Here is a 16,185-nt window from a genome sequence, read left to right on the forward strand (position 1 = left end):
GGCATGAACTTGGACTTTAGCCAACTCGTGCCTTATATTCCTTTTATACTTGAGGGAATATGGGCTACATTAAAATTCGTAAGTGTTTCGATAGTAGTAGGTTTTATATTAGGTACCCTGTTAGCACTATGTAAAATAACAAAGCTTCCATTTTTAAAAGGCTTTGCAGATGCATATACATCTATCTTCCGTGGGACACCACTAATTCTACAATTAATGATTATTTATTTTGCAGTACCCCAGTTAACTGGCTATGATATATCCGCATTTTTATCCGCGATATTGGCATTTGGTTTAAATTCATCAGCATATGTTTCTGAAATCATTCGAGCAGGTATCATGGCAGTTGATCGTGGACAAACAGAAGCTGCCGAAGCGTTAGGAATCCCCTATAAACCTATGATGATCAATATAATTTTACCACAGGCACTAAAAAACATATTACCCGCGTTGATGAATGAGTTTATTACGTTAACAAAGGAATCCGCAATCGTGTCTGTAATTGGGTACTTGGACTTAATGCGTAGAGCACAAATTGTTGGGTCTGATATATATCGGAACTTCGAGCCGCTGTTGTTTGCCGGACTAATTTATTGGGTAATAGTTTTCATTCTCACACAAATTGGTAATGTTGTAGAACGGAGGCTTCGTCATAGTGATTAAGGTAGAGAATATTACGAAAGAATTTGGCAAAAACACTGTTTTAAAAGATATAACTACTTCTGTCAATAAAGGTGAAGTAGTTGCTGTTATTGGGCCTTCAGGATCTGGGAAATCTACATTTCTTCGGTGCTTAAATTTATTGGAGGAACCAACATCAGGTCATATTTGGGTAGATAATCAAGAAATCACGAGTGCGAAAGCAGCTAAAATGGACGTTCGTAAGCAAATTGGTATGGTATTTCAACATTTTCATTTGTTTCCGCATATGACTGTACTAAATAATGTTGCCTATGCACCGCAAACAGTAAGGAACGTAAAAAAGGCTGAAGCAGAGTCTACGGCTAAAGAACTAATTGCAAAAGTAGGGTTAACAGAAAAGTTGGATGCATATCCAAACCGCTTATCTGGTGGTCAGAAGCAGCGTGTTGCTATTGCAAGAGCCTTGGCGATGGAGCCTGAGGTTATGCTTTTTGATGAACCAACATCCGCACTTGATCCAGAAATGGTAAAAGAAGTGTTGGATGTTATGAAGGATTTGGCACAATCAGGAATGACAATGGTAGTCGTGACACATGAGATGAATTTTGCCAAAGAAGTTGCCGACAGAATTTTATTTTTGGATGAGGGAAACTTGATGGAAGAAGGAGACCCAACAGCATTCTTTAATCAACCAAAAACGAATCGGGCAAAAGAATTTTTAGCAAAAATACTATAACAAAGCACTCAGAGAGTACCAAGCTCCTGAGTGCTTTTTATGTGAAAGAAAGTATAACTTAAAAGTCATGTATTTCAATAAAGAGTCAGTCACATCAAGCTTCAGAAGTCTGCGCTGTTGCTCAGGGAATTAGTTTTTCAATGTCTTTTCTAATAGTTTCAGGATTTGTTTGTGGCGCATATCTTTCAATTACTTCACCATTTTTGTCTACCAAAAACTTCGTAAAGTTCCACTTAATTTGTTTGGTTATCAGGCCTTTGGCTTGTTGTGTTAAATACACAAAAAGTGGATGTGCATGATCACCTTTCACGTCAACCTTGCTGAGCATTTTGAAAGATACACCATAATTGCGTTGGCAAAAATTTGATATCTCAGCATCTGTTCCAGGATCTTGATTATTGAACTGGTTACATGGGAACCCCAAAACTTCAAAACCTTGATCCTTATAGTCCTCATATAACTTTTGTAACCCTTCAAATTGTGGAGTAAATCCACATTCACTAGCCGTATTCACAATAAGAAGAACGTTTCCTTTATAATCTGCAAGTGATTTTTCTTCACCTAGCATCGTTTTTGCGGAATAATCGTGTACACTAATTGGAATCAGCCTCCTTTTATCAAAAGAATAGCAACATGCTATACACTTGTCAAAATATTGAGATTACCTTCAAGTATACATATAAATAAATATTTTGGCCAAAAAAAGACGACTTTTTACAGTCGTCTTTTACTTAAGCTTCTTGTTTTGTATTTTCTTTTTCGAGTAGCTCAAGTCTATGCTGAACTTCTTCTTCAGACAAATCATGTTCTTTCACATACATGTTACGTGGGCTTACACGGCATTCGTGTGTACAGCCTCTGATATATTTATGCTCATTTTCAACCGAGCAAAGAATTTGTTTATTACACTCAGGATTGGCACAGTTGACATAGCGCTCACATGGCTCGCCATCAAAATAATCAACGCCGACTACAACGTGTTCTTTTTGATTGATCGGCACCGAAATACGCTCATCAAACACATAACACTGTCCATCCCATAGATCACCTTGAACGTTAGGATCTTTTCCGTATGTTACGATACCACCATGCAGTTGCGCAACATCTTCAAAGCCTTCCTTAACTAACCAACCAGAAAACTTCTCACATCTGATACCACCTGTACAATAAGTTAGTATCCGTTTACCTTCAATAAGGTGTTTGTTTTCACGTACCCATTCTGGAAGATCGCGGAATGTTTCGATATCAGGACGGATTGCGCCACGGAAATGTCCTACATCATACTCGTAATCATTACGAGCATCTAATACTACTGTGTCCTCATCTTGCATCGCTTCAAAAAACTCATTTGGTGCTAGATACTTACCAGTAGTTTGTTTGGGGTTAACGTCATCCTCCAAACGAAAGGTTACCAATTCTGGTCGTGGACGCACATGCATTCTTTTAAAAGCATGTCCGGAATGTGGATCAATTTTAAATGTCATGTTACGAAAGCGAGGATCATTATGCATCGCTTCCATATACTTTTCCGTTTGCTCAATAGTACCTGAAACCGTCCCATTGATTCCTTCATGAGCTACTAATATACGGCCTCTTAAATCCAGACCCTTACAAAATTGAAGATGCTCCATTGCATACGCCTCGGGATCCTCAATATGGACATAGTTATAATACAGTAACACTTGATATTTCTTACTGTTTTCCATTCTAATTACCACCTATCATTCATATTTGCAAGATATAAATGTCTGGTAGTCGTATTCTTTTATAATCTTGCAAGATCATATTTTATCAAAATTTGAATGAAAATACAATGTGTCCTTGATTATATTTTAAATAAATTAGTGTGTTGTGAATGCCGTCAAACCAAGATAGAACAGCGCCTTGAATAATAATTATAATAAAAAATAATGAATTGCTTGCATTTTATTTCATAAAAGAGTAAAGTTAATTATAGCAAAAGGAAATTGGAGTTTGAATAATACTTTACGATCTCTTATCAAAGTGGTGTAAAAGTATTTATGATTCAATTATACTTTGCACGATATTTGTATAAGGAGGTCATTTTAATGACTGGTAAAGTAAAATGGTTTAATGCAGAAAAAGGGTTCGGTTTCATCGAGCGCGAAGACGGAGACGATGTATTCGTACATTTCTCAGCTATTCAATCTGAAGGTTTCAAAACTCTTGAAGAAGGTCAAGACGTTGAATTTGAAATCGTTGAAGGTAACCGCGGACCACAAGCAGCTAACGTAACACGTCTATAATAGATGATTTAAAAGGCTTATCTCGTTCTAGAGATAAGCCTTTTTACTTAGTAAAGAAAGTATACAACTTGAAAGTTATGTGTATGTTCTACAGAACCAGCCACGTCTAACTCCAACGCCTCGAGTCATAAGTAGGTCGACTTGGGAAAAGTCATCCACACTACGCAGCTGCTTATGCTTGTCGTGTCTTTCAAGGCGCTTTGCGTTTATGTTCGCAGATAAGAAAGTATAAAAACTTTCTTATTTGAGTAAGTGCAACTAGGTCATTCACTCTAAAGGCTTGCACTCCAAAGCATAAGGGATTCTAAGAAAGCAAAGTACGTTTACCAATAATCCCTTTAACGAGTGCTAAGTTTTCTAATACTTAAATTTAACTCTTATTGAACTAAAGCTTTACTTAAATAGAAATTACACTGCTTGATCATAGGACAGCCTATCTTTTTTGCGGACTCATTGGACCTTATTTCCTTTCATTATGTATAATTATCGCTGTTGTCGGACTGAGTGGACCTTATTTGTAACAGTTCCAGGAGTTATAGACTATTTTTCATGTAATAAGATCCCCTGAGTCCGCTTGACCTTAGAAATCACTGTTTTTCACACAAATAAGGGCACTGGAGTCCGTGAAATTTGTTCGTCTATTATCTGCCTCGTTTACTCAAGAAGCGATTGTCCTCTTGAGCAATCGCACCCGTTATAAATTAAACTTCCACTTTTCCTATAATAGTTTTTATCCGTTCTTGTAATTCAGTCTTATCCAAGTATTCAAAAAATCTAAGACGATTTCTCCAAGGGTCAGTGAAATTCCCCCTTTAACTGGAACTATCTGGTCTTGAGTGTCTTTCAAGGCGCTTTGCGTTTATGTTCTAGCTTAGGAAATTATAAAGGTAATTTATTAATTGTATAGCCGTAACTAATTAAAATCCCTATTAATGGATAGTTCCAATTAGTGGGGATTATTTTAGTAGATAGGAAAGTATAAAATTTTTTCATCTACATAATTGCAACTAAGGCTTTTGCCATTAAGGATTGGCGATAAGCCAAGTTTTCTAATATATGTTTTAATATAAGTAGTGGATCGTTAATATTACAAATAGTGGAGGGAAGATATGACTAATTCGTTTAACTGGCATCAAGAAGCCAAATTACAATGGGATAATAGAGCAACATTTTGGAATGAGCGAAGCACAAATATGTGGGATAATGGTAGTAGAAAGGAAATTGTACCTTTTGTTCAAAAGTATGTAACAACAGGAAGTAACATACTTGATATAGGTTGTGGGGATGGTTATGGCTCATATAAACTTCACTACTTAGGATATAATGTTACTGGAGTCGATATATCAAGCGAGATGATTAGTCGAGCAACTAAGCGATTAAAAAATGAGGATATTACTTTCTTGCAAGGAGATATAATGAATTTATCATTTGAAGATAATAGCTTTGACAGTTTGATGGCTATCAATGTACTGGAATGGACGGAGGTACCTGCTAAAGCACTACTCGAAATTAATCGTGTATTAAAGAAAGACGGGTTGCTTTGTGTTGGAATTTTAGGACCTACGGCTGGGCCTAGGGGGAATAGTTATCCACGTATTCATGGTGAGAAAACAATTGCTAATACCATGATGCCGTGGGAGTTTCAACAGCTTGCTAAAGAGTACAAATTAGAGTATTTGGATGGCTTTGGGGTATATAAAGAAGAAGTTAAAAAGCACCATCTTGAAGGATTACCATTAGAATTAAAACAGGCATTAACATTTATGTGGGTATTTATGCTTCGAAAGGTTGATTAGTAATGGATAAAAAAGAAATGGAACAACAAGTTATTGAAAGCTATCAAAATGACGAGAAAATGATGATTTTGGTCTATGCGCAATGGTGTATAAATAATGATCTTGACCCCAAAAGTTTATATAAACAAGCCTATCCATCGCAGGTGAATAACAACGCTTTAAAGGAAGCATTAGAACTAACCGTTCCCAAAAAGGAGTCAGAAGAAATTCCAGACGATACTGTCATGAATGTACTGCAACTTTTCGGGAACGATGACTTAGCATTTATGGTTCAAGAACAGATAGACAAACGCAAAAAGTGAGATGTTACTTTTCAAATAGCTTAATCAGAGCTTGGGTGCCACTATCATCTTCTCCAGTTTCTGCAAGATCTTTATAGAGCTTTAATGACAAAGTCAAACCAGGTGTTGATAATCCCATTTCCTGTGCAGATTCAAGTGCGATTGTCATGTCTTTAATGAAATGTTTTACATAGAAACCAGGATCATAATCACCACGAATCATTCGTGGTGCAAGGTTGGTTAGAGACCAACTACCGGCAGCGCCTGTGGTAATACTTTCAAGCACGCGTTCAGGATCTAGGCCGGCATTTTTGGCATATATAATTGCTTCACAAACCCCAATCATATTGGAGGCTATTGTAATTTGGTTACATAGTTTTGTATGTTGGCCAGCTCCTGCCTTTCCTTGTAATACAATATTTTCACCAAGGATTTGGAATATAGGCAAAACGGTATTAAACGCCTCCTCGTCTCCACCAGCCATGATGGCTAATGTTCCATTTTTAGCTCCAATATCTCCACCAGAAACAGGTGCATCAATTGCATGAATTCGTTTGGTTAGAGCTTGTTTGTATATCTCTTCTGCTAAAGATGGCTTTGATGTAGTCATGTCAATAACATATGTGCTTGGTTTTGCGTTTTCAAGAATACCTTCATTCCCAAAATAAACTTCTTCTACATCTGATGGATACCCGACCATTGTTATAATCACATCAGCCGATTCCGTAAGTTCAGAAACCGAATTTTTCCAAGTGGCACCATTATTAATTAAAGGTTGTGCTTTTGATTTTGTACGTGTATAAAGGTTAATTTGGTATCCAGCTTTTTGTAAATTGGTTACCATACTCTTGCCCATGACTCCAGTTCCAATAATACCGATTGTTGTATCATTTATCTTCATCATATATATACTCTCCTTTTATAATAGATTTCGACATAGTGAGTGCTAAATCCTTTTATCTTAGGACATGATTTTTGTATTATAGTATTTAATAAAAGGAGTGAAATGGGAATGGAATGGTACATAAAATCTTTTCAAGAACTAACGAATAATGATTTATACGAGCTTATGAAAGCAAGAGTTGATGTATTTGTGGTAGAACAAGAATGTCCTTATCCCGAATTGGATAATTACGATCAAGAAGCAATTCATTACTTTTTAAAAATAAATAACGAAATGGCAGCCATTGTCCGTATTTTACCAGCAGATACTAAATATCAAGAAGTTTCAATTGGAAGAGTGATGGTTAAAGAGAAATACAGAGGGAATGGTTATGCCCAACAAATTATGAAAAAAGCAATTGAATATGTAGTAAATGTGTGGGATGAGTCCATAATAAAGCTACAAGCACAAGAACACCTGAAAGATTTTTATGGGTCGTTTGGTTTTAAGCAAATTTCACCATCCTATATGGATGATGGCATTCCACATATTGACATGGTTTGGAAGCAAAAATGAAGTATCATAATTACGGATTTACACATAGTATAGTTAGCGATCCTTTTATACTTAAACGCTAATGGAGGCTGATCGTTATGATCACGAAGGAGCAAATATTACAGTGTAAATCTGCTTTATTAGATCGACAATCAGAACTAATTAACCAAGTACAAGACCACTTTGGATTAACATATGAATTAATAAAAGAATCAGTTGGTGAGTTATCTAATTATGATAATCACCCAGCGGATCATGGTACAGAATTATATGAGCGAGAGAAAGATGTAGCTCTAAACGAACATGCAGAGCAGGAATTAGAAGAAATAAATGAAGCACTTCATGCAATAGAAGAGGGGACATACGGTATTTGTAGTAAGTGTGGTGCGGATATTCCGATGGAACGCTTAGCAGCTGCTCCAACAGCAGACAGGTGTTTCGAACACGCTAGTAACACCATGTTCGAGGAAAATCGTACGGTGGAAGAAGATGTATTTAGCCCAAACATCAACCCAGATGAAGTTACAGACGAAGAGCAAACTGGTTATGACGCTGAGGATGCTTGGCAAGAAGTAAGTAGATATGGTACATCTGAAACACCATCAGACTTTTATGGTGACCGGGAGAGTTACAATGAAATGTATCCAAACAATGATGAAAATGTCGGAAGTGTTGAGGATCCAGAAGATTTCTTAGCAGCAGATCGGGAAGGTAAATTTACCGGTGTCACTCCAAATCATGAAAAATACGAAGATTAATTACGCGTGCACAGTCTCTGTGCATGTTTTTTTGGAAAAATTTTATCAATGGTGGTAGTACTAGTGCAGAGAGTAAAGAAATTTCTATGACAGGAACTGGTTTGTGAAAAATGTTTGATATGTAACATAACCAATTCATTGTCGTATTTTGTGAGAACTTTGGGTCTCGGAGTTTTATAATAAGAAAAGTTCGACAGGAAGTAATAGTATGGATTTAATCCTTTGGTGGATATAAAAGAGCTCCTTTTAATAAAAGGAGCTCTTTTTCAACAGATACCAAATGCATAAAACTTTCCTACATAAGTGGCAACTAAGGATTTCGCCATAAAGGCTTGGCGATAAGCAGAGTTTTCTAAAGTATTTAAAATTAAAATCACCCAAACAATCCACCCATTAGGCCACCAAATAAAGACTCGATAAATGTTCGAACAAAGAACCCAAATACAAGCATAGAGATAAGATAAATAGCGATTAATACATATAAGCGATCAAATCCACTAGCAGGCTTTTCGAGTAGAATTAAAGTAGGCACTATAACAATGGCACCAAGAATACTTACCAAAATTACTAATGCAGCCAAATCGGTTAAGCCTATTAGATTTAATAAAAATCCAGTAGCATAAAGTAACAGGAATGGTGTTAAATAGGCCCCATACTTAGCTATTGTATCTGTATAAGTTACTGCTTGAACAGCCATTTTTGCACCTGCAAATGTTAAGCTCGCAACAATACCGAATAATACCACGAACTCGACAAATGGAAGGACAAAGCTATCGAAAAATGAAATTTGGATAAATCCTGCTGAAACGCCACGAATAGATAAATGATATCCTAAAGCAATTAATAAAGAAAAAATAATTATTGTAATAATTCCAGAAGGCAAATCTTTGCTGTCTACCTTTTTTGCTTCACTTGGCTGCTTCAACAGCGTTACAAAAAAATTACCAAAATTAGAACCGGTTGCCTTCATTTTCTCAACAGTCTCATTGGATTGTATTTTGGTTTGTTCTTGTTTTGTTTGTTGCTGTTGTTGTGGTGGAGTATTTATAGTTGGATCAGCAGCTGCTGCATATTCCTTGTTGGGTAATTGGGTTCCGCAACTAGTACAAAACTTACCTTCTTCTGTTTGCTGTCCACAATTTGGACAATTCATACTATCACTTCCTTTACATAATTTTAACATCTCCTACTACTATAATAATGATTTCGACAATATATGTATATTACCCTTGTTTTTTTAGAAGAAAACATTCCACAAAAAAGTTACGTCGCAGTTTATATCTATTGTGACAAAACAATCTTTTAGAAAACAGCCAATTAAAAAAAGAAGGGGAACATCCCCTTCTTTTTTGAATAATCTCTACTTATTCCGTTCTGTTAATTCCATTTCAACAGTTTGTGGCTTTCCATCGCGGTAATACTCCATTTCAATAGAGTCCCCAATAGAGGTTTCTGAGTACATATATTTTCGTAAGTCTAGTATGGATGTAATTTCTTGATCATTGATTTTTGTAATGATATCAAATTGCTGCAACCCTACACGGTCTGCAGGTGAACCTGATTCCACATCTGCTACTACCATACCGCCTTCTATATCTTCTGGTAATGTAATCTGATCACGATATTGTGGTGGAACTTGATTTAATGATGCTGTACTTACACCAATAAAGGGTCTGGCAATCGAACCATCTTTTTCTAGTTGTTCCATAATAGGCAATGCTGAATCACTTGGTATGGCAAATCCAATGCCTTCCACTTCCTGACGAGCTATTTTCATCGAATTGATCCCGATTACTTTTCCATCAGCATTTACTAACGCCCCACCACTATTACCTGGATTAATAGCTGCATCGGTTTGAATGACTTCCGTGATCCAATCGGGTTGATTATCACCATTTGTATCAATTGGGATGGAACGTTCTAAACCACTTATAATCCCTCTTGTGACCGATCCTGATAAATCCATTCCTAATGGATTACCAATTGCAATTACTGTTTCACCGATTTGTAAATCTCCTGAAGATCCAAGCTCAGCAATAACGTCAATTTTACTACCATCAATCTCTAATACCGCTAAATCACTTAATGCATCTGCTCCTAAAACACTTGCTTCTACATGCTCATCATTTTTTAAGACTACCTCAACAGTTTCTGCGCCTTCTACTACATGGTTATTAGTTACAACGTAGGCTTTACCGTTTTCTTTCTTATATATAATACCAGAACCAGCCCCTGCTTCCTGACTCTGGGCCCAAATGTTTTTTTGTTGCTTGTTGAGGACACTTACCACAGCCTTGGAAGCCTCGTCTATATTGGATGCAACGTCAGCATTATCAGAAGCAATTGTATTAATTATACGAGGTGATTCTGTTTCTGCTTCGTTCGTTTGTGTGGAAGCTGAACTACCACCCACTTTTTCATTTATAGGGATCATGTCAGTGGTAAATAATAAAACAACGATCATCGCAGAGATAACCCCACCTAAGATACCACTCCAAATTAGTTGCGATGTCGATTTATTTTTTGGTTGTTCAGAAGTGATTTTTTCTTCTTGATTAGTAGTGTTTGTATTTTTTTCTTCATTTTGTTCCATACCTATATCACCTCATAAGTTTATTGTTACATTTAGTATAAATAGCAAATTTGAAATTTATATGGTATAAATGTGGAAAAAATGTGTAAATTGCATTTAAGTATTCAGAATCAGCTAAAGTGTGTAAAAATATAGGTAGGAAATGAACAAACTAGGGGGTCATAACATGAGTAACCAAATAGGTGTTGTTGAGGATGATACTAATATCCAGCAAATTGTTTCTGCATATTTAAAAAAAGAGGGTTTTTCTGTAATGCTACTAGATTCTGCTGAGGAGGCATGGAAATTATGGGAAACACAACCACCTGATATGTGGATTTTAGATATTATGCTCCCTGGTATGGACGGTTATGAATTTTGTAAAAAAATACGAAACGAGAGCGATGTCCCAATCATTATTATTTCTGCAAAGGACGAGGAAATTGATAAAATTCTCGGGTTAGAATTGGGTGGTGATGATTATTTAACAAAACCCTTCAGTCCAAGGGAATTAATAGCACGTGTGAAACGTTTATTTAAACGAACCCATATTTCGAGTGAAGCATCAGAACAACCTTCCAACAAGCTGAAATTGAATAATCTACTCATCTATATAAACGAACGCCGAGTATTTTGGAATGGAATAGAACAGGAAGTGACTACCAAAGAGTTTGATCTTCTCTTATTGTTTGTTGAAAATTGTAATCATGCTTTTTCTAGAGAAGAACTGTTAACAAAAGTATGGGGCGATGATTATTTTGGAAGTGACCGAGCGGTTGATGATTTGGTTAAACGACTTCGTAAAAAATTTAATGATATTAACATAGAAACGGTATGGGGATTCGGATACCGTTTACGAAGTGACGAGGAATAATCATGAAACTTCACTATCAACTAAACATTGCGTTTACTACATTATTACTTGTGATTTTGTCTGTAACCGGATTTATCATTTATTCGCTTATTTTAGATTTACTCATTCAAGACGAGCAGAGGCAGTTAGAGCAAAAAGGTGAAATTCTAGTCAGCGTATTAAATCAAGAATTTGATGATCGACAGAATACCCAACAATTCCGGGAGTTTTTACAGGATCAGGACTTGCAATTATTCATGTTTGATCGACAGGGGAGTCGTGTTCTTTATTCAACAATGCCTTCACAAATCGCCCGTGGTTTTGTTGCAACGAATGATTTCTCAGATGAGAATGAACCATTATGGGAATATGGGAATGATAAGTATGTAACGTCTCGTATTCTTTTTTATCCAGAGAGTGCCGGGTTGGAATTAATTTTACTAACACCGCTAAACGATCTACAAGCAGTACAACATAACTTCTTTGTTCGATTATTAGTTGTGTTTTTAATTGGTGCAGCAGCTGCAGTGATTCTTAGTTATATTTTCACCAACAAACTCGTTACACCATTAACACGGTTGAAAAAACAACTGAAGAAAATTGAAAAGCGGCAATTCGACCAAATTGAACCAATTAAAGCAACAGGTGAAATTAAAGAGGTTGAACAAAGTGTATTTGAAATGGCTGATGAATTACAACAGTATATGAAGACCCAACAAGCGTTTTTCCAAAATGCAAGTCATGAACTGAAAACGCCATTGATGACCATACAAGGATATGCTGAAGGTATACGAGATCGTGTATTTGACAAAGAGGATGAAGAAAAAGGGTTAGAGGTAATGGTAACAGAAGTCAAAAGGCTGAAAACAATTATAAATGAAATGATCCTATTAGCTAAGCTTGACAGTGAACAATCCGTCTATCATCCAAAAAGAATTGAAGTAGCATCACTCGTTAATCAGGTGTTAGATCGCACATTGCCTTTAAAGAATGAAAAGCATGTATTGATCCATTATTCATCAGAACCAGGAGTCACCTTGTATGCTGATGAAGAAAAGCTGTTACAAGCATTGTTAAACGTTACGGTTAATGCAATCCGTCACGCTCACTCATTAGTTAACATATCGGTTAAGAAAAGTAATGAGGTAACGACAATTGTTGTAGAAGATGATGGGGAAGGCATAACAAAGGATTTACTTCCACATATTTTTCACCGTTTTGTGAAAGGTAATAATGGGGAAACTGGTTTAGGATTAGCTATTTCACGAGCAATTGTAGAACAGTCAAATGGGACTATTTCAGTCGAAACATCCGATTATGGTGGTGCCAAATTTGTACTTACTTTTTCATAATTAAAATTAAATTGAAAAATTTATCCAATCAGAGTTTTTTCTTTATTGACTTTTGTGATATACTAGTATAGTTTGAATCATCCCGTAATTATAGAGGAGCGTACTTTTTATGCAATTAAGAGAAGATATTCGAAATATCGCGATCATAGCCCATGTTGACCATGGAAAAACAACACTTGTTGATCAAATGTTAAAATACTCAGGAACATTCCGTGAGAATGAACAAGTAAATGAACGTGCTATGGATTCGAATGATATAGAACGTGAACGTGGAATTACTATTTTGGCGAAAAATACAGCGATAAAATATAAAGATACTGCTATCAATATTCTTGATACACCAGGACACGCTGATTTTGGTGGTGAGGTAGAACGCATCATGAAAATGGTTGATGGTGTGATTTTAGTTGTTGATGCGTATGAAGGTACAATGCCACAAACACGTTTTGTACTAAAAAAAGCATTAGAACAAAAATTGACACCAATTGTTGTTTTAAATAAAATTGACCGACCTAGTGCTCGTCCAAATGAAGTTATTGATGAAGTATTGGACCTATTTATTGAACTAGGGGCAGACGATGACCAATTGGAATTCCCTGTTGTTTATGCATCTGCATTGAATGGAACATCAGGTGAGGAGCCAGAGGAACAAAATGAAACGATGGATCCGGTTTTTAAAACGATATTAGAACATATCCCAGCACCGGTTGACACACAAGATGAGCCGTTACAATTCCAAATCACATTACTTGATTACAACGATTATGTTGGTCGAATTGGTGTGGGGCGAGTTGTACGAGGCAAAATTAGTCTTGGACAACAAGTAGTAGTAATGAAAAAAGATGGTTCTCAGAAGTCATTCCGTATCAGTAAGTTATTTGGATTTATTGGCTTGAAACGAATTGAAATTGAAGAAGCAAAAGCTGGAGATATTGTAGCGATAGCTGGATTGGAAGATATTAATGTCGGAGAAACCATTTGCCCTAAGGATCACCCTGATGCGTTACCATGGCTTCGTATTGATGAACCAACATTGCAAATGACTTTCCTTGTTAATAATAGTCCATTTGCTGGACGTGAAGGTAAATATATTACGTCTCGCAGAATTGAAGAGCGTTTACTGAAGCAATTGGAAACAGACGTAAGTTTACGTGTAGATCCAACTGAGTCACCAGATGCATGGGTTGTTTCAGGACGTGGTGAGCTGCACCTATCTATTTTAATTGAAAACATGCGCCGTGAAGGCTATGAGTTACAACTATCTAAGCCACAGGTAATCATTAAAGAAATAGATGGTGTGAAATGTGAGCCCGTTGAACGTGTTCAAGTAGATGTTCCAGAAGATTACACAGGTTCTATCATGGAATCTCTTGGTGAACGTAAAGGTGAAATGATTAATATGGTTAACCAAGGTAATGGGCAGGTTCGTTTAGAATTCAAAGTACCATCACGTGGTCTAATTGGTTATTCTACTGAATTTATGTCACAAACGCGTGGCTATGGTATTATCAATCACACATTTGACACCTATGAGCCTCTAATTAAAGGCCAAGTAGGTGGAAGACGTGAAGGAGTACTTGTTGGTTTAGAAAACGGAAAAGCATCCACTTATGGTATTATGCAACTTGAAGATCGTGGTGTTATATTTGTTGACCCAGGAACAGAAATTTATGCGGGTATGATTGTCGGAGAACACAATCGAGAAAACGATCTTACCGTTAACATTACCAAAGAAAAACATTTAACAAACGTTCGTTCATCAAATAAAGACCAAACTTCTACAATTAGAAAAACACGTGATCTTTCTTTAGAAGAAGCAATTGAATATTTAAACGATGATGAATATTGTGAGGTAACTCCAGAATCCATCCGTTTACGTAAAAAAATATTAAACAAAAGTGAACGTGAAAAATCAGCTAAGAAAACGAAAGTATAAATCATGATAACGACGGTGAAAGTACACGATAGTACTTTTGCCGTTTTTTTGGTTTATGGATGTAGTTGGAGAGAACTAAAAATCGATCAACAGAATGGAAATATAATCAATAGAGCAGAAAATTGATCAACAGTGCAGAAATATAATCAACAGAGCAGAAAAACGATCAAAAATTAACTAGTTTTACTCCCCTAAAAAAATCAGATAAACTAAGTACAACTAATTAAACCCTCGTGAGGTGGTTCCCTATTCGTTTCGTAATACTAAGTATGAGTTTTTTACTCTTCACAGTGGGATGTTCTGAAGATGAACATTTACAACCGAATTCAGAGTCGCCTACTAGTGAGAATGAAACAGTTACAGAAAAAGGTGTTGAGTCTGTAACTGTAGGTGAGCGAAAAATCATAGCGCAGAATCTCCAGGAACCTTGGGAAATAGCGAAAGTTAATAACACTTTTTATGTTAGTGAACGTAATGGATCAATCGTAACAATTGACGGAGAAAATCAATCACGCAAGCCGGTTAAATTTGATAAAAATTTGGCCAATCAACCGGAAGCTGGATTATTAGGAATTGCATTTCCTGATGATTTCACAGAAACTGAAACTGCATTCGCCTATTACTCGTATCAAGAAGATAATGAGTATTATCAACGTGTTGTTACGATAGAACAAGGAAACGAACATTGGGTGGAGCAGTCTATTTTAATAGACCATATTCCTGGTGGTCAATTCCATCAAGGGGGTCGAATAGAGATCGGACCAGATGAAAACCTTTATATAACTACTGGAGATGCAACAAACCCAGAGTTAGCACAAGATGTAGATAGTTTAGCAGGTAAGATTTTACGAATGAATCCCAATGGGTCTATACCAGAAGATAATCCATTTAATAATTCCTATGTGTATTCATATGGACATCGCAACCCACAAGGACTTGCATGGGATTCAGACGATAGGCTATTTGCCACTGAACATGGGTCTGATGCTCATGATGAAATTAATCGTATTATAAAGGGAAGTAATTATGGATGGCCAGTGGTTGAGGGGGACGAATCAGAGAATGATATGGAGGGACCTATTATTCACTCTGGTACTGAAACGTGGGCACCGTCTGGAATGACGTATTTTAACAATAATTTCTATTTTGCTTCATTACGAGGGGAAGGGGTACGAAAGTTTGATCCCTTCGAAGAAACGCAACATTTAATTGTTTCAGATGTTGGTCGGGTTCGTGACTTATTAGCGGTTGATGACGGGATATATGTCATTACAAATAACACAGATGGACGGGGAATCCCTTCAGAAAATGAGGATGTTTTATTATTTATATCGATTTCACAAAACCAATTACATTAGTTTTAGATAAAAAAGACTGCTTTGCTACAAACTATGCAAAGCAGTCTTTTTGCTTAGTTATAGTTATAAAATTTTTAAGAATATAGTGGTGAAGACCCAAAAGAACCTTATAGTTCATTTTTGTTGAAAGGTGTTAGTTGGAATATTTCAGGGTATAAACTAAAAGATAAATGAAAGCCCTTGCAAAACTTGTATA

The 16,185-nt window shown here is 36.3% G+C and carries 16 protein-coding genes; 11 read left to right on the plus strand and 5 right to left on the minus strand.

Annotated elements, in window-relative coordinates; genetic code table 11:
* Positions 1-3: 3 nt before the first annotated feature.
* Positions 4-663, plus strand: a complete 660-nt coding sequence (locus tag ACFQ3N_RS07790; RefSeq protein WP_390361162.1) for an amino acid ABC transporter permease — start codon at positions 4-6, stop codon at positions 661-663.
* Positions 656-1,378, plus strand: coding sequence for an amino acid ABC transporter ATP-binding protein (locus ACFQ3N_RS07795; protein ID WP_390361164.1), 723 nt, complete (start codon positions 656-658; stop codon positions 1,376-1,378). Before ACFQ3N_RS07790 ends, ACFQ3N_RS07795 begins: the two co-directional genes overlap by 8 nt.
* A 121-nt stretch (positions 1,379-1,499) precedes the next feature.
* Here the strand turns inward: ACFQ3N_RS07795 and ACFQ3N_RS07800 are convergent, their stop codons facing one another.
* Complete coding sequence (locus ACFQ3N_RS07800; RefSeq protein WP_390361242.1) at positions 1,500-1,976, minus strand: glutathione peroxidase; 477 nt, start codon at positions 1,974-1,976, stop codon at positions 1,500-1,502.
* Between the two features lie 133 nt (positions 1,977-2,109).
* Entirely contained in the window at positions 2,110-3,084 is a 975-nt protein-coding gene (gene trhO, locus ACFQ3N_RS07805; protein WP_390361166.1) for an oxygen-dependent tRNA uridine(34) hydroxylase TrhO, read from the minus strand.
* Positions 3,085-3,447: 363 nt separating this feature from the next.
* Here trhO and ACFQ3N_RS07810 point away from each other — a divergent pair, with 363 nt between their 5' ends.
* The 3 genes from ACFQ3N_RS07810 to ACFQ3N_RS07820 all read left to right on the plus strand — a co-directional run bounded on the left by ACFQ3N_RS07810 (position 3,448) and on the right by ACFQ3N_RS07820 (position 5,743).
* The gene (locus ACFQ3N_RS07810; protein ID WP_095654600.1) at positions 3,448-3,645 is read left to right on the plus strand and encodes a cold shock domain-containing protein; all 198 of its coding nucleotides are present in this window, start codon (positions 3,448-3,450) and stop codon (positions 3,643-3,645) included.
* Positions 3,646-4,754: 1,109 nt separating this feature from the next.
* Positions 4,755-5,441: a class I SAM-dependent methyltransferase gene (locus tag ACFQ3N_RS07815; protein ID WP_390361168.1), complete on the plus strand. Its 687-nt coding sequence runs from the start codon at positions 4,755-4,757 to the stop codon at positions 5,439-5,441.
* A gap of 2 nt (positions 5,442-5,443) precedes the next feature.
* The gene (locus ACFQ3N_RS07820; protein WP_390361170.1) at positions 5,444-5,743 is read left to right on the plus strand and encodes a hypothetical protein; all 300 of its coding nucleotides are present in this window, start codon (positions 5,444-5,446) and stop codon (positions 5,741-5,743) included.
* Positions 5,744-5,747: 4 nt separating this feature from the next.
* Here ACFQ3N_RS07820 and ACFQ3N_RS07825 read toward each other — a convergent pair whose 3' ends face one another.
* The gene (locus tag ACFQ3N_RS07825) at positions 5,748-6,623 is read right to left on the minus strand and encodes an NAD(P)-dependent oxidoreductase (RefSeq protein ID WP_390361244.1); all 876 of its coding nucleotides are present in this window, start codon (positions 6,621-6,623) and stop codon (positions 5,748-5,750) included.
* 111 nt (positions 6,624-6,734) lie between these two features.
* Here ACFQ3N_RS07825 and ACFQ3N_RS07830 point away from each other — a divergent pair, with 111 nt between their 5' ends.
* Positions 6,735-7,181, plus strand: a complete 447-nt coding sequence (locus tag ACFQ3N_RS07830) for a GNAT family N-acetyltransferase (RefSeq protein ID WP_390361172.1) — start codon at positions 6,735-6,737, stop codon at positions 7,179-7,181.
* 77 nt (positions 7,182-7,258) lie between these two features.
* Entirely contained in the window at positions 7,259-7,918 is a 660-nt protein-coding gene (locus tag ACFQ3N_RS07835; protein WP_390361174.1) for a TraR/DksA C4-type zinc finger protein, read from the plus strand.
* A 373-nt stretch (positions 7,919-8,291) separates the two neighbouring features.
* Here ACFQ3N_RS07835 and ACFQ3N_RS07840 read toward each other — a convergent pair whose 3' ends face one another.
* Both ACFQ3N_RS07840 and ACFQ3N_RS07845 read right to left on the minus strand, forming a co-directional pair.
* Positions 8,292-9,071: a hypothetical protein gene (locus ACFQ3N_RS07840; protein WP_390361176.1), complete on the minus strand. Its 780-nt coding sequence runs from the start codon at positions 9,069-9,071 to the stop codon at positions 8,292-8,294.
* 207 nt (positions 9,072-9,278) lie between these two features.
* Positions 9,279-10,511 carry a S1C family serine protease gene (locus tag ACFQ3N_RS07845; protein WP_390361178.1) on the minus strand — a complete coding sequence of 411 codons (1,233 nt, stop codon included), beginning with the start codon at positions 10,509-10,511 and terminating at the stop codon, positions 9,279-9,281.
* Between the two features lie 166 nt (positions 10,512-10,677).
* Here ACFQ3N_RS07845 and ACFQ3N_RS07850 point away from each other — a divergent pair, with 166 nt between their 5' ends.
* From ACFQ3N_RS07850 to ACFQ3N_RS07865, 4 genes are all read left to right on the plus strand, one after another.
* Entirely contained in the window at positions 10,678-11,364 is a 687-nt protein-coding gene (locus ACFQ3N_RS07850; protein WP_390361180.1) for a response regulator transcription factor, read from the plus strand.
* Between the two features lie 2 nt (positions 11,365-11,366).
* Positions 11,367-12,695, plus strand: coding sequence for a sensor histidine kinase (locus tag ACFQ3N_RS07855; RefSeq protein ID WP_390361182.1), 1,329 nt, complete (start codon positions 11,367-11,369; stop codon positions 12,693-12,695).
* A gap of 109 nt (positions 12,696-12,804) precedes the next feature.
* Positions 12,805-14,631, plus strand: coding sequence for a translational GTPase TypA (typA, locus tag ACFQ3N_RS07860; protein WP_390361184.1), 1,827 nt, complete (start codon positions 12,805-12,807; stop codon positions 14,629-14,631).
* 269 nt (positions 14,632-14,900) lie between these two features.
* Complete coding sequence (locus tag ACFQ3N_RS07865) at positions 14,901-15,989, plus strand: PQQ-dependent sugar dehydrogenase (protein ID WP_390361185.1); 1,089 nt, start codon at positions 14,901-14,903, stop codon at positions 15,987-15,989.
* Positions 15,990-16,185 lie beyond the last annotated feature (196 nt).

The sequence above is a fragment of the Virgibacillus byunsanensis genome, assembly GCF_042675965.1.
Classification (GTDB): Bacteria; Bacillota; Bacilli; order Bacillales; family Amphibacillaceae; genus Virgibacillus_R; species Virgibacillus_R byunsanensis.

What these genes read in the sequence shown, in the direction of transcription:
- ACFQ3N_RS07790 (WP_390361162.1), top strand. Translation starts at nt 4, where the DNA reads ATGAACTTGGACTTTAGCCAACTCGTGCCTTATATTCCTTTTATACTT.
- trhO (WP_390361166.1), bottom strand. Translation starts at nt 3,084, where the DNA reads ATGGAAAACAGTAAGAAATATCAAGTGTTACTGTATTATAACTATGTC.
- ACFQ3N_RS07810 (WP_095654600.1), top strand. Translation starts at nt 3,448, where the DNA reads ATGACTGGTAAAGTAAAATGGTTTAATGCAGAAAAAGGGTTCGGTTTC.
- ACFQ3N_RS07815 (WP_390361168.1), top strand. Translation starts at nt 4,755, where the DNA reads ATGACTAATTCGTTTAACTGGCATCAAGAAGCCAAATTACAATGGGAT.
- ACFQ3N_RS07820 (WP_390361170.1), top strand. Translation starts at nt 5,444, where the DNA reads ATGGATAAAAAAGAAATGGAACAACAAGTTATTGAAAGCTATCAAAAT.
- ACFQ3N_RS07825 (WP_390361244.1), bottom strand. Translation starts at nt 6,623, where the DNA reads ATGAAGATAAATGATACAACAATCGGTATTATTGGAACTGGAGTCATG.
- ACFQ3N_RS07830 (WP_390361172.1), top strand. Translation starts at nt 6,735, where the DNA reads ATGGAATGGTACATAAAATCTTTTCAAGAACTAACGAATAATGATTTA.
- ACFQ3N_RS07835 (WP_390361174.1), top strand. Translation starts at nt 7,259, where the DNA reads ATGATCACGAAGGAGCAAATATTACAGTGTAAATCTGCTTTATTAGAT.
- ACFQ3N_RS07840 (WP_390361176.1), bottom strand. Translation starts at nt 9,071, where the DNA reads ATGAATTGTCCAAATTGTGGACAGCAAACAGAAGAAGGTAAGTTTTGT.
- ACFQ3N_RS07845 (WP_390361178.1), bottom strand. Translation starts at nt 10,511, where the DNA reads ATGGAACAAAATGAAGAAAAAAATACAAACACTACTAATCAAGAAGAA.
- ACFQ3N_RS07850 (WP_390361180.1), top strand. Translation starts at nt 10,678, where the DNA reads ATGAGTAACCAAATAGGTGTTGTTGAGGATGATACTAATATCCAGCAA.
- ACFQ3N_RS07855 (WP_390361182.1), top strand. Translation starts at nt 11,367, where the DNA reads ATGAAACTTCACTATCAACTAAACATTGCGTTTACTACATTATTACTT.
- typA (WP_390361184.1), top strand. Translation starts at nt 12,805, where the DNA reads ATGCAATTAAGAGAAGATATTCGAAATATCGCGATCATAGCCCATGTT.
- ACFQ3N_RS07865 (WP_390361185.1), top strand. Translation starts at nt 14,901, where the DNA reads ATGAGTTTTTTACTCTTCACAGTGGGATGTTCTGAAGATGAACATTTA.